At 49.7% G+C, this 13826-nt stretch carries 12 protein-coding genes and 3 tRNA genes; 2 read left to right on the forward strand and 13 right to left on the reverse strand.

Annotated elements, in window-relative coordinates; all coding sequences use genetic code 11:
* Positions 1-84: 84 nt before the first annotated feature.
* The 6 genes from D6783_01060 to D6783_01085 form a co-directional block, all read right to left on the reverse strand.
* The gene (locus tag D6783_01060) at positions 85-717 is read right to left on the reverse strand and encodes a hypothetical protein (protein RME53686.1); all 633 of its coding nucleotides are present in this window, start codon (positions 715-717) and stop codon (positions 85-87) included.
* Between the two features lie 81 nt (positions 718-798).
* The gene (locus tag D6783_01065; GenBank protein RME53687.1) at positions 799-1356 is read right to left on the reverse strand and encodes a hypothetical protein; all 558 of its coding nucleotides are present in this window, start codon (positions 1354-1356) and stop codon (positions 799-801) included.
* Between the two features lie 241 nt (positions 1357-1597).
* Positions 1598-1822 carry a ferredoxin gene (locus D6783_01070; protein RME53688.1) on the reverse strand — a complete coding sequence of 75 codons (225 nt, stop codon included), beginning with the start codon at positions 1820-1822 and terminating at the stop codon, positions 1598-1600.
* A 173-nt stretch (positions 1823-1995) separates the two neighbouring features.
* A tRNA-Glu gene (locus D6783_01075) sits at positions 1996-2070 on the reverse strand.
* A gap of 103 nt (positions 2071-2173) precedes the next feature.
* Positions 2174-2300, reverse strand: a tRNA-Ile gene (locus D6783_01080).
* Positions 2301-2488: 188 nt separating this feature from the next.
* The gene (locus D6783_01085; GenBank protein RME53689.1) at positions 2489-3949 is read right to left on the reverse strand and encodes an adenylosuccinate synthetase; all 1461 of its coding nucleotides are present in this window, start codon (positions 3947-3949) and stop codon (positions 2489-2491) included.
* 211 nt (positions 3950-4160) lie between these two features.
* Between D6783_01085 and D6783_01090 the strand changes: the two genes are divergently transcribed.
* Positions 4161-4231 (forward strand) — tRNA-Gly (locus D6783_01090).
* Positions 4232-4314: 83 nt separating this feature from the next.
* On the opposite strand, the gene D6783_01095 is transcribed toward D6783_01090, so the two are convergent.
* Positions 4315-4869 (reverse strand): hypothetical protein, encoded by a 555-nt coding sequence (locus D6783_01095; GenBank protein RME53690.1) that lies wholly within the window; start codon positions 4867-4869, stop codon positions 4315-4317.
* A 103-nt stretch (positions 4870-4972) separates the two neighbouring features.
* Here D6783_01095 and D6783_01100 point away from each other — a divergent pair, with 103 nt between their 5' ends.
* Positions 4973-5212 (forward strand): hypothetical protein, encoded by a 240-nt coding sequence (locus D6783_01100; protein ID RME53691.1) that lies wholly within the window; start codon positions 4973-4975, stop codon positions 5210-5212.
* A 98-nt stretch (positions 5213-5310) separates the two neighbouring features.
* On the opposite strand, the gene D6783_01105 is transcribed toward D6783_01100, so the two are convergent.
* From D6783_01105 to D6783_01130, 6 genes are all read right to left on the reverse strand, one after another.
* A complete protein-coding gene (locus tag D6783_01105) occupies positions 5311-6195 on the reverse strand; it encodes a hypothetical protein (protein ID RME53692.1) in 885 nt (294 codons plus the stop codon).
* Positions 6192-7238 carry a deoxyhypusine synthase gene (locus D6783_01110; protein ID RME53693.1) on the reverse strand — a complete coding sequence of 349 codons (1047 nt, stop codon included), beginning with the start codon at positions 7236-7238 and terminating at the stop codon, positions 6192-6194. Before D6783_01110 ends, D6783_01105 begins: the two co-directional genes overlap by 4 nt.
* A 181-nt stretch (positions 7239-7419) precedes the next feature.
* Positions 7420-10182 carry a hypothetical protein gene (locus D6783_01115; protein ID RME53694.1) on the reverse strand — a complete coding sequence of 921 codons (2763 nt, stop codon included), beginning with the start codon at positions 10180-10182 and terminating at the stop codon, positions 7420-7422.
* A gap of 155 nt (positions 10183-10337) precedes the next feature.
* Positions 10338-10997, reverse strand: a complete 660-nt coding sequence (locus D6783_01120; GenBank protein RME53695.1) for a hypothetical protein — start codon at positions 10995-10997, stop codon at positions 10338-10340.
* A gap of 13 nt (positions 10998-11010) precedes the next feature.
* On the reverse strand, positions 11011-12552 hold the full coding sequence (locus tag D6783_01125) for an AAA family ATPase (protein RME53696.1): 1542 nt from the start codon (positions 12550-12552) through the stop codon (positions 11011-11013).
* Between the two features lie 62 nt (positions 12553-12614).
* Positions 12615-13787 (reverse strand): hypothetical protein, encoded by a 1173-nt coding sequence (locus tag D6783_01130; protein ID RME53697.1) that lies wholly within the window; start codon positions 13785-13787, stop codon positions 12615-12617.
* Between the last annotated feature and the right edge of the window lie 39 nt (positions 13788-13826).

Genomic DNA, 13826 nt, shown 5'->3' on the forward strand with positions numbered 1-13826 from the left:
GTCACGGATATATTAATCCCTCTGAAGCAAACAGGGTTAATGAATTAGCAGAAGCATTTTTTACCGCCAATCTTTAATATCTACTTACGGGCAGGCGCCAGGAGAAATCTTCTCAAGTAGCTGTTTAATCTCTGCAGGAGATTTGACGTAATAAAGTTCTCCTTTTACCTTGCGAATATACGCTTCAATTTCATAATTCAACGTTCCTTTCAAGAACGGTGCATAAGCAATAACCGAAAACGGAATTGCTTGACCTGCCCTGACCTCTGGATGGATGGCGTTTTTCTTTGCCTGGACCTCAGGCTTCTCCCCTACAAAAAGTTTATACAGGTAAAATCCATACACTAACTCGCCAAGAGCACCCAAACTATTTCCTAACATCAAAACAACATCTCCAAAAATGCAGTGCGTTAGGTCTTGCTTATACCAGTTTTGAGTATCAATTACTTTATCAAAAACGTGCTTACCATTCACTTGTGCATCCAGGTATGGTTGCAAATGTTTTATGCCAAAATCAGTATCGGAAAGAGGAACCGTTCCATAAACGTGTTTCCCACCGAATTCCTTATACTTTTTAGCAACTTCAAATGAAACGCCCCTATCGGGAAGAAGAACAATCTCAACGTTTGATTGCTGCAACGCTTTTGCAATTTCTTCTATTTGTCGACGAAACGAGCTTTCTGGAATCTTCAGTAAAGAAAAGTAATGAAATTTCAAGTCCCCTGCTCCGATGAGGCATACCCGCAAAGGAGAGGGGCATGCAGAATCCGGCGTTGCCAACGTTCCAACCCTGTCGTTTCAGCCTTCTCGCTTGAGCTCTTCAATGCGCTGCTCAATAAATTCAAGCGTGCGCGTATTGTCCTGCTCGTGCATGAGGCTGCTGCACTCTGGACACGTGAAATTGAACTCGACCGCCTTATCAAAATTCATGCGCAAACAGGCATTCTTGCACATGAAATACGTGTTAGCCTCTTCGTTCCTTTTTCGCTCTTCAAGCTTTTGGATCTTGGCGAGTCGAATTTTCTCGGCCAGGTATGGGATCATGTGTTCATTGAAGTCCCAGTAGCAAATGTACCAGCCCTTAATCTTATCCTTCTTTCTTAAGAACTGGACAATGTTGTGTTCTAAGAGCTTGTAGAGCAGATGCCTCGTCTTGTTGATTTCCAAGTCGAGCTCTTCTGCAATGATGAACTCGGAAATACGCTTCTTTCCTCGCAAGTAGAAGACAATGTCAAGCGCTTCTTCCCCGACGAGTTCAGTAACTACCTTGGTGATCTGCTCCTTATTTGTTTCTTTCTTTACCTTCGCAGCGTCTTGCTGGACGGTGACATCGTATAGGCTGTATTGGTTTGGCATAGGTATCCCCCCACGGCATAAAGCTCACTACTACTTGCATAGCTGAGCCTTTCTCTCAACAAATTTGCTTCCGAACGCGAAATGATGCGTCCGGGCAAAACCCCCGTTGACTAACTCCTTTTCTGCAACTGCCCCTTTATAAAGTTTTCGGTTGTTTGCAAGAAAAAAATATACTAAGCATGAGGAAAAAACGCTACCAATAGTGGAAAAAAACCATTCGCTAAAGATTTTTTGGCAACGCTCAAATAAGACGTTCACCAGTTTCTTTGTTCACAATATGAATAACGTTCACCGGGCACGCCTTTGCCGCCTCCATATTTGCCTCCAGCGCGTCATCATCAAACTCAGGAATCTTCACAATAGGCTTCCCATCATCCTGAATTTCCCACACTTCTGGCAGAACTGCAGCACACGCAGCAGCACCAATACACGCCTCCCTATCAAACTCAATTTTGTACTTTCCCATAACGGTACCACCTCAAATAAACAAAAGAGACGCCATCACCCAGTATATAAACTTTTTGATGAATGGAGAGAACCATGCGCACCAAGCAAGACAAAAAAGAAGAAAGAAGATACTAACAAAGCACAGTTGTTCTAAAAATGCCAAGAACATAAACAACCAAGAAAAAAAACAACTGCCCCGTCCGGGATTTGAACCCGGGTCGCCGCCTCGAAAGGGCGGAATGATTGGCCGGACTACACCAACGGGGCCTGCAAGAACAACCTGCAACGAATAACGCCTCGCTTCAGAGCTTCTGTAGTTTTTAAATAGGTTTCTATTCCATTACCTCTCTTAAGAGCTCAGGAAAAATAATGGGCCTGCGGGGATTTGAACCCCGGACCACTGGCTCTCCTGCGAACACCAACCAACGACGCGTGAAGCGAAACGAATGGTTGGAGGGTCATATAAGACCAGCGCTCAAACCAGGCTAAGCTACAGGCCCTGAGCAAGAATCCTCTTGGGTGGACGCGTGTTTTTAAGCGTTTCGACAAAAAGAGTGATTGCCGCCCCGCACCCTAAGCACCAGTCAACCTTGCTTGTGCAAAGGCGTGAAAAATTCTTCTGCCTCCGCGGCAAGATCATGACGTACATCGCGAAGTACGCGCCCTCGCGCTCAACAAGCACGCTTCAGCAGTACCCCCGCCACACAAACTCTTCGGGCCGAGGACCCGTGGACACGCCAACAACCCGGCCGTTCGTTATCTTTTCAAAATCAGCAATGGCCTTCTGTAATGAATAAGGAAGCTCGTTTTCTTCCTGAACTCCTGCAATACGCTCAAAGCCACGATACGTCCTTACTTCTGGGACCAACGAATTCAAATAATCAGGGTCGGGGTCAAATACTTCCCGTAAGTGACCGTCCGGTGTTCGGTACGCTGTCGCAATAGAAAACGAGTCCAAGCCCCCTGCACAATCAACTTTGGTGAGAATCATTGCACGACCATTCACCATGACCGCGAACTTAGCAGCAGGAGCGTCTGTCCGACCAATCCTCCTCGCCCGACCGGTCGTGGCGCCATACTCCTTCATGTGAAGGCGAAGCCCGATGTTTTGCTCAAGAGGGTCTTTGCTCGAAACGAGCGCAAGAATGTTCGGATGGTAAGAATCGAACCGGACGCGTTCCCTGCCCGTCACGCGGTCACGTTCACGCTCATAAGGAACACCTGCACGCTCGAGCTCGTCAACAACTCGAGGAACAGGATCGCTCGTGCAATACTCTTTGGAAATGACACCGCCAATCTCTGTTGGAAAAGGGCCATTCCCCACCCGCGTCATGAACGGAAATTTTACAAGACCCAAACAAACATCAATTGCTTTCGCAGAAATGCCCAAACCAGAAGCGGTGCCGTTGATAGACGGATCTGAACTGGTCACGTACGGATGCGTGCCAAACAAAACACTCAAGAGAAACCCCTGCGCTCCTTCAATCACAACTCGCTTCCCCTCACTCAACGCAGAATGCAAAAATTCATCAGTGTTGCAGACGATTCCCTCCAGCCGCTCTCTCATATCAACAAGTCGCTCGTACAAGGCTGACGCGTCCCTGGTCAACCCGCTTTCCTGCGCGCGCGAAAGCTTTCTCCAAAGTGTATTCGGCACGACCAAATCTCCTATGCGAAAGGTGTGGTGCCGCGAGGTCAGCGACGTGTAGCAAGGACCAACACCCTTCCCTGTTGAGCCAATCCCGTTATCTTGCTGCGAAACGTTACCCTTGTCTTGCTCTTTATGCCAAGGCATAATCATGAGCGCATCCTTCGAAACGCGAATCCCGCTTATAGGAATGTCATTATTCACAACATCTTCAAGTTCTCTAACAAGCTTTTCAGGATCAATCGCCATCCCCCTTCCTAAAATGAACTGCTTCCCCTCTCTCAAGGACGGAACAGGACTGGGAAGAAGATTTTGCACGACCTCACGGCCGCCCCACCAGGTCGTGTGCCCAGCATTTGGCCCGCCTGTTCCCCGTGCGATAATGTCAGCCCAGCCGGACAACATGTGAACGACCTTGCCTTTCCCCGTATCTCCCCACTGGTTGCAAAGAACAGCCACAACTTGTTTGTCCTTCAAAAAAGCGTCTATTGATTTCATCCTTGTCCATCTCTTCTCTGTCAACACCTCTCTTTCCCGGCTCAACCCACGCAAAAGCTCGGATGAAGAGAGCTTCCATATTATAAAAACATATCGCTACGTGGGACGAGAGGAAGACGGGAGCTAGGCGAGGGGGGAACAACGCTCACCAATAACTTTAAAAAAAAGCGCTTGTTTTTTTTGCTGCGATAGAACCCAACAACTCAGCAATGCACCCATGGTTTAGTGGTAGAACGCGAGCTTGCCAAGCTCGAGACGCGGGTTCGATTCCCGCTGGGTGCATCCACTGTTCCAAAGAGAAAAGCAGGCAGAAAAAGGCAGAATACTTAATTGCCGTACCACATTGCCGTACCACCACTCAACGCTTAACGTTGTGAACGATGCTGTAAAACTTCTTGCTGCACGTCTTCCAACAAACACTGCAACCCTCCTTCGAGTTGAGGCGTGTACACATCAACATCACCGTGCGAGAGACTGTCTTTCAGCACTCGCCCGACGGTGAGGCGCTCACGATACCTTGCTCCGCTGAGCATCCTCATCTCCAATCCCTCCGTTGTCATGCGATTGAGCAAGGGAGTTAAGCGCTGCAAGGCGGAAAGAAAAGGATCTGGATTATGCGTCTTCCGGTACTCCAGAAAAGAAGCATTCACCTGCTCATATCCTTGTTCGTGAGCAGTACCTTTCATTACATGAAGCAAGAACGATCGAAGTGCGTCCGTAGCAGGCCAATCAGACTCCTCCCGCGTTCCTCGAACACCACCCCCCTCAAGATTTTTTAAAAATTCTTCAAACGCGTCATCAACCCGCACTATGAGGTTTGAAATTGCTTCCCCCTCGTTTTTACCATAAAAAAGGTAACTGTATGCGTCTTCACTTCCTGCCGGCTTACAATACGCCTCGTAGTCAAAGAGAAAAGTCATGCAAAGCAGGTAGTGGCGTGGAATTCTTAAATCATTTGCAAAGTTTTTAAAAAGAAAGAAGCTTCTCGTCAGGTAGGATAACTACCGCAAAGGGGGGTGTATTATGAAAAAAGACGTTATTGAAAAGTTAGCTGCATTGGTCACTGCCGCGTTCGGCCTCGTCGCGGCACTCGCGTGGAACGACGCAATAAAAGCGCTCTTTAAAGGGCCGTGCAATACAGAAGGTGCAGGAGCGCTCTGCATGCTTTCCAGCGGGGGCCCATGGCTGTATGCCATTCTTGTCACCATCCTCGCCGTCATTGCGACGATCTGGATTGGCAAAATTGCAGAAAAAGCGAAGTAAGCCCCTCTTAGCGCAGTTAGCGCACGTTTCCTTTTTGGGCTTGCTTTTTTAGAACCCCTGAATTTTTTGTTTTTTTTCTTTTTTTCTTTTCTTTTTTTTTATTTCTTCTGCGATGCCAAAACACAAAGAGCATACACCAGCTTCGCAACGAAGTACGCATCGCCATGTACTTGCAAAGAAGGAGAAAACTCAACAACATCCGCGCCAAGAACGTTCTTTTCCTCAAAGACGACGCGCAGCGCGTTCAAAGCCTCAAACCAAGACAAGCCGCCAGGCTCAGGCGTTCCCGTGCCCCGCACCACAGCAGGATCAAGCACGTCAACATCAAAAGAAAGATATACCTCGCGCTTCAACTTCTTGAGCTCGGCACGAAACTGCTCAAGATACGCGCTGTTCAAACCCTTGCTGGCACGGAAAGGAAGTGCACGTGCGTTCTTGCTTTTCTGCAATAACGAAAGCTCGTCACTATCGGCGCTGCGAACGCCAAAAACCAAGACGTTATGATGGGCAGAGCAACGCCTTGCAACACACGCATGATTAACAAACGATCCTTGCCATGAATACCTAAAATCTGCATGCGCATCAAAAATCACAACATCAAAGCACTTGCCAGCGTCCCGGAAACCATCTGTTATCCCGATGGTGATTGCGTGATCGCCACCAAGAAAAAGAGGAAAGACACCGGGCGATACTTCAGCAGCACGTCTGGCAACCGACGCGATTTTTAGCATAGCCGCCTTTGGCGCTAACGAAGAAACAGCAAGAACGTCTTGGGTTGCAATCCCTTCGTTCGCTGGCAGCGCGCCAAGCTCCACATCAAAGTCCTCAAGGTGAACAGACGCTTCAAGCACCGCCTTCCACCCGTCTTTTCCCCCCTTCCCAAAAGAAGGAGCAGACTCCCACGCGATAGGGATGATGTTGAAACGAGCATCCGCATCTGACCGCCCCATGAACTGAAGGCGGCGACCTTCTTTGTTCGTCACGACGATCCCCCCTCTTCTGCGAACGCTCCGCTAGCAACCAGGAGAGGAAAAAGAATTGTTGCATCTCCCACGACTTTAGCAAACGCGCCGTTCGTCTTCAATTTCCCCCACGTCATTGCTTCTTGATGATTCGCCCCCGCATTTGACCCGTCCTCCTCTTGAGCAGTAGTGATGTACACAGAAAATTCCCCTCCATCTCGAAAGATGAACGCATTCGCAATATGGTGCTTGGGTACGCTACCTCCCAGGCAGACCATGCCTGCTTGCTCGGCGCCCAAAGCAAGGTCCGTTATTGCAACCACGTCATCAGAAATGTCAATGGCAAACGACGGCTCTTGCTTTTTAAAAAAATAAATGAGGTCGCCCAAGGAACCATCGGTTAATGCAGGACAAAAAATAGGAATCTTGTTTTTAGCGCACCAATACACAAAAGAAGACTCACAACCATCGACGCCTTCGAGAGCAAGACCTGCCTCTTTACAGAACTGCGAAGGCGTTATAGGTTTGTTCTGTTCTCTTTGTTTGCGAAAGAGCTGAACCAATAACGGCCGAGTAAATCGCTCAAGTGCCAGGTATCGATCAGCAGGAATGAAAATATTCCCAGCACGCATGACGCCAGAGTCAAAAAGTTGCTTTCCAGGAACATCAAAATGGCCAAGAACAAACGGCTTGAAGACTTTAATAAGATCCTCCTCGACCCCACCGGCAGTCGCGACTACCACGTCAACCAATTTTTTTTTGCACAAATACGTCACCGCTTCACGAACACCGGACGTGATCATGTTGCTCGTAAACCCAAAAAACACTCTTGCTCTTGCTCGTTTCATCTTCCGTACAACCTCGGCTGCACGGAACAACTCAGTCGCTTGAAACCCCGAACTCCCCAACGATGCAAAAAAAGAAGCAAGATCGCCGCCCCGTTCATAGTCAAATCCTCTAACTTTAGGCCACCCATCAAGCGTGACTGTCTGCTCAACCTCGCCAACGCTTTTCTTTCCTTTCTTAAACAAGTCCAAATCCGAATATCGTTTGTGCACACTCATACAACAACACCTTCCTCACATCACCTTGGACACGTGCCAAAGCGACAAGACCAAGGCTCACGTTAAAAACCTTAAATGATGCAAAGCTGCAATGACATACTTAACAATGAAGAAACAAACGGAGTTCAACTCCCACTCGCCCTGACCGAATCAAGAACATTCACTGTTCAACACACCTCGCTCACACAGCATTATGAGCATACAGGTGAGAAGCGCCGGATTTATTAGTGTTGTGGTCTGCTGTTTGACCATCAGGGTTATCGTGTTTTCCATCTTCCCGCAAAGCAGCCCTCGCCTCCCGACGAGACCGGACACCCAATTCTTGCCTGCAATACTTACTGATGGTGGAAGTAGACATGCTCACGCCAAACAAGGCTTCCGCCTCTTTTTTAATATCCTTCAACGATTGGGGAGACGAACAGTACATGCTTGTAAGGAATTCTTTTAACGTTCCACCCCAAAGCTCGTTTCGAAACCGGTTGATACCGACTCGACCGAGCCGCTCTTTTGACAAGGAGGGCAGCGATGAATACACTTCCGTGTAGCCTCTTAGCACGTTCTGCTCATCCTTGCTCAACGTTGCACGAGGATTAGCGTTTACGCGAAGGACAACAGGAAGGGCTTGCTGCAAGTACGTTTCAGCAGAATCCTGCACTGCTCCTGTGTATAACGAGTTGCTAACGCTGCTCAGGACCGTTTCTAAATCAGAAGCCTCAGCCGTCTTACCGTGCTCTGAGCGGTTGTTTTTGGCTGCGTAGCTTCCCTCTACGCCTCTTGCGCCTCCCCGATTCTTCCTGTGCAACGGCTCATCTGAACTACCGATGAGTACCGGCGTCTCATCTTGTTGTTCAAGATACGATGCAACACGCTCAGCGCTTACGCGCAACACTTGGTTTTGATACACCACATCAGGATTGTCTGGGTAGGGAAGGTGATCCCTCACCTCCGGGAGAACAACCTCTTTTAAGAACCGAGCAATGTCGCCGGCTGACGGATTGTCAATCCCCGACCAAAGAAGCATGTCTTCTGCCATGTACCACAAACACCCCTCCCGTGTCTTGGGATTCCACTTCGGCATCGTATACTCCAGCACGCCATTTCTCAGTGCAATCTTGCTTGACGCTCCCTTCAAGACATCGTCAATGCGCAACCCGGGAATGGTCATTCCGCGAACTTCTTCCCTGAAACGATCTGTAGCGTCCGTGTCCTTGGTAGCATAGTGCGTCGAGGGTGCTCGTGCGCCTTTCGAGGCGTCTTCAACGCGCGCGTTGCTCTGACAATACCACAACCCTCCGAGGGAGAGGGCAGCAATAGCAGCAATGCCGGCCAACCCACCCAGAAGCCTGCTCGCGCCACAGTCCCTTAACGAAGGAAGCGCGCGCTTTTCCATCGGATTGCTTGTGCTCGTGCCCAGCGCCGCCGCTTCTTGTTGCCGGTCTAGGCGTTCATACGCTTGCGCACGTGGCTCTTGGGAAGGGCGTTCTGTTGTGCTTGCAGCGTCACAGGTGACAGGCTGTTCACCATCCAAAGGCTCCTCTCTTGCCATTGGCAGGGTTCTTTGTACGACGCGTTCTTCCCTCGTCGCTGCGTGACCAACGACGGCCTCGGGCTCTCCCGCTTGCTCTTCACTTACAGAAGCAGGCTCTGCTTCCCCCATCTCATTCATCTCATGCCACGCTTGTTTGGCCTCGGAGAACCAGCGCTGAAAGGCAACACCGCCTTTCTTCAAGCGTTCTTTTAACGATGAAACAAGGTACGAACCAGAAGACGCAGCAGATGATCTAGCAGAAGCAAGGATCTCGCTTACGACGGGGGCTGCTTTCGCGTACGTTCGCGCAACTCGCTCTCTCCAAGAACTGGGCAACCCTCGACCACCTATCAGGAGGGAACGGAGTTTTTCATTATCGCAAAGCGTCATGAACGAAGGCGTGTACGAGAACACATCTGCCAATGACAAGCTCACCGGCACAGATCTGAACCGTGAAAAGTACTCTTGGCTAAGGAAGGCACGCAAGCGCAGGTAAGACCGGGTGTCCTCGACACGTATCTCGCCTCGCTTGGCCAGCGTCTCATGGAGTTCATCAAGGGTGAGCAAGTAATCTCGAAGTGTTGAAGACAAGTGCCCAACTAACTCTTGTGTCCTGAAATTATGCGGGAATCGGTCGGCAGGATGCGTAAGCCCGCTCGTAATATCCTCATGATAGCCCAGCTCTTCTTGCTCTTCTCTGGAGAGTGATTCATACCATCCTTGAGCGCGCTTTAATTGATCTACAAAGAGGAGGTCTAAACGATTCAGCTTGCTGGCAAGTTTTCGCTCTTTGTGCACTAAACGCTTTTTTTTCACCCACAATGCGGCCTTACCCCAACTGCTCTGTGCATCGTATTCTGCAAGCATTCGCTCATGGAAGCGTTCTGCCCGAGCTGTGTCTTCTCTGAGCAAGAGCTCCAAGTTGCCCTCTGCGCGCGGTGACGGCGGTCTTGCCAATGCGTGGCCAGACCTCGCTCCGGTGCCATGATTCACTCCAGAAACGAATCTCCCTTCACTCATTGTGTGTTCTTGCTCCTTTTCTAAAAAAACATCTTGCTCATACGCGCCCTGGCTGTTATTGCTACTGGGGAGGCGTAAATGTTTATTTAAATGTTTCTTCCTTCGACGGGTTTTTTCCAAGAACGAATCGCCACCCAACGATCCTTCCTCGCTTGCACCCCTTCTCTGGCCTGCAAGGACGCGGTGCACATCCTTCATCAAACCTGCCTTTGCCCTTTGCTCAAGGAACGCTGAAACAAGGCGATGGTCAAGTTGTTTGCCGTCAGCATTGCGAAGCTTCTTTTCAAGGAAGGAGGCCTCTTCCCCAAACCACCACGCACGTTCTTCCACGAACCCCTTCTTCAAAGATGAAGTGATGCCTTCCCGAAGAGGATCAAGCAAAGCAAACGCTGGCAAAGAACGCTGCAAGCTCCACGAATTTCCTTGCAGGAAACGACGAAGCCCCCTATGACGATGCCTGTTATACATTCTCCTGTTTCCTAACATCCTTCCCCCCCTTGTTCCTTTCAAAAACATGCAAATCCTTCCTTTTCAAGGAGTCATAGTCTCTCTTAAGTATTTGTCGCTCGTTCCGCATCTTCTTCTTGCACCTTCAGAGCGTACTTTTGGTGCAACGTCCTTAACTCGTCCTTTGCCCAACGAATCGTGTTCTCAAGCTGAAAGACGCGCCTCTCCAACGCCGCCGAGCGCTTGAGCAGCTGCGCATACTGCTCCCTCACAGACGAGAGCCCCTGCCTCGTTGCGTAAGCAGCAAGATCCGCCAACTGCTTTGCCTTATTGACCAATAAAGCATCATGCGAGTACACTTTGCTCAAAAAGCTGCTTGCTGTTGAGAGTATTGTCAAATTCTGCACAAAAAGAACATCTTTTTCTCTTAAAAACCCGAAGTCATCGTACTGAAACACACCAACCCGCTCCCTCATTTTTTCAAACGCGTCATCATTGAGAGAACGAACCAACCCCTCGATGTTCTGGAAAAATTGGAGGCTTGCTAAATGATAGTTTTCCGAATCAGATCGCTCACTCGGCGCTGTGTCCCTGCTCGCATGCTGAACCTCTTGTGCGTCTAAAGACTGTTCTAACAAAGTAATTATTCCTATCCGTTCCTCGAAAGGACTAGCTCCCGAGCGGGTTCCCTCTTCAGCGTTACGCGCTGACGGCGCCGCTTCAAACTCGTCACGCCCCCCAGCATCTACTCTTGCCTCAACCACGCTAACGCCCTCCTTATACGCCTCCCTCCACGACCTTTTCTGGCACGACTCTCTTCTCCGCCCCGAGCCGCATTAGCTCAGCAAACAACACCTCATCTGTAATACTCCCCGCGAGCTCCCGGAGCCGTTTTTGACGCTCCTCCTTCGGAAGCGTTGGAACACCAATAGGAATGCACGATGGTAGCGCCTTTTGCCGGAGCAACTTCACAATATTTTGCACTTGCCTCCCCGAGAGGCCAAGCGACTTGCTCACCATCCCCAGCCGTTTCCACGCGTGAACCCGAGCAAAACCAGACGCAATACACGGGGCAAGATGCACCTTCCATAACTCTTCATACTCCACAGCAGTTCTGGGACCGTGCGCCTCAACAATGGAAACACGATCCAGCACTGCGTAGTCAAGCATTTCTTTAAAATTCCCATTAAACACAAAAAACGCATTGGGATACGGCAACTGGCGGTGACCACTCAACCGATTAAGGAGCTCGTTCAACGTCTTTTCATCCTCCTTAGTATCCCTGTCAGGGTTGCGACGGAAAAATACTGATTCAGCATCATGGCACGTCACGTAATACGCTGCCTCGCCTGATGCTATCTCATCAAAGATAGTTGCGAGCCGCCCAACAGATTCATTTACATACTTGGACTTGAACGTGTTGCTGATGTCAAGAACGCGCAACTCCCTTTTTTCTTGCTTCATAATCTCAGCAAGCTCTCGAGCAACTAAGGTTGTTCCAAATGATTTGCCACACCCTGGAGGACCCAAAATCAGAATTGCCGGGACAGGCTCGCCAGGTTCAGCAAGATCGTTTGTTTTCGTTTCAGGATCATAAAATCTCAAATAGTTCGCTCCAGCCCAAAGAGCCCGCATCATCTCCTCATTCCCGATCATCTTCTTCTTGTACTTGCTACTTTTTGAAGCCGCACCATCGACAGAAGCAACACAAGCGCTCGCTGAAGAACCTTCCCCAATCCCCTCCCCGAGCCGTTGCGTGTCCTTTGAAAATCCTAAAAACCGCTGGTTACCGATGAGAACTTCCAAATCATGAACGTTTTTGGCCAAGCCAGAAAAGGCCCCATTCTTCTTAGCCAGCCATCTTTGCGTATCACGAGGAAGCCAATCGAGAAAAGAGCGGCACACATCCTCTGAAGAATAGCTTTCAATCGCATTATACCTGCTCCCCTCAACGAACGAGGCCAAAATCTTCGCGGCGAGCTGGACTTGAGGACGAAGTGGCGCCCCGCCACGAACGCTATACTCTATCGATGGAAACAATCCTTGTCTACGTACCACGCCATTCTTAGCGTACTTGGCTGCAAGACTCAAGGCAAGCACATTCTCAAAATCATTCACAACAAGACGATCCTCACTGTGCTGAAACAACTGCTCCTTTGCAAACACAGACGAGAGTGCACAGTACACCCCAAAAAAAGACTGCAAATCATTAGGAATCGTCTCGACTGGCCGATACAACGTAGCTTCCAGCAAGAGGTCCTTTGCAGCGGCAGCCCCCTGCTCAAGGTCGTTAACGGTAACTTCGAGTTTTGACATCATCCTTCTCCTCGCCCTCTCAACACGCAAGCAATCTCCTACTGGCCCACTCACAACAAGCCGCGTCAAGTCAAGTACGACCGTACCGTCTCAGCGGCTTTTCGAGCACGAGCGAGCAGTTCCTTATCCGTCCTGCCCGACCTCTTGCGCGCACTATCTTCATCCTCCCCGGCCGCGAGTTTAGGAAGCACCGGGCTCACCAAAGGCCCTTCTCTATTCGCCCTGCGAACTACTTCTTCAGCACCCACAATATCGCCTCCAAGTGACATCATACATTTTGAGAGTGACTGAACGGATTCCAAGGTAGACTTGTACATGGAAGCGGACGTGTCATCCCCGTACAAGTCCCAAATATCAAACAACTCTTCCTTGAGCCCTTCTAACTCACAGCAAATCTTGTACGCCAAATCCTCACGCTCTTCATGCCGGAGCTTCGGACCACGCCGGAAGCTGCACCGATGAGCCGTGCTTTCTAACTCACGGGTAACTTTGTAGAGTTCACGGCCGATATGGCGGTGCTGACGCTGACACTCCTGCAAAACCTTCGTAGCACTGGACAAACCAGCCCTGTCGCCTTTTTTCTCTGCGAGGGCGATGTCCGCCTTTGCTTCTTCAATGAGCTTGGCGTACTCCTGCCTCTGCACTGCAAGCGACTCTGCCATTGCTTCAAGAGACTCTGCGCGGCCTACTAATTCATCAATGCCCGCCTCAAGCTCCGCGTGCAACTCGCGGTGATGGGCTTCCTCCTGCCTCATAAACGCAATGCGTTCATCAAACATCGCTGCGTATTCCTCTCTCACCCGAGGACTATAGCGCTGGATCAATGCAGCCTCAAACTGTTCTGCTCTGGCAGAAGCGGTTTTTTTCAAAAACTGAAGCTTCACCCTCTCGGTCAGGGTCAAGTACTTATCTAGTTTGGACTTCACCAAAGCATTCCCTATTTTTTCATTCACTGTTTTGAACGCAGAATTAATTTCGTCAATGAGCGTCCCTGACAACTCATACGTTCGCTTACCTTCCTCAAACAATTCAACTTCCGACTTGTGCGCTTCCCAGTTCTCAGCCATGATTTCAGCTCGCTTTATAAGCACCTTCTTGTCAAACCCTGGATTTTTATGCTCCAAGTACTCCAAGCAGCGTTCGAGACGATCAAAAGGAAATTCAACTGCGGAATCGCCAACGCCCTCCACACAAGACGCTCTTTTGCTCAACACAGGCTCCATTTCATGCTCATCCATTGATGTCCGTTCATCGAGACTCATTGACCAAAACCTCCT

The sequence above is a fragment of the Candidatus Woesearchaeota archaeon genome, assembly GCA_003694805.1.
Taxonomy (GTDB): domain Archaea; phylum Nanobdellota; class Nanobdellia; order Woesearchaeales; family J110; genus J110.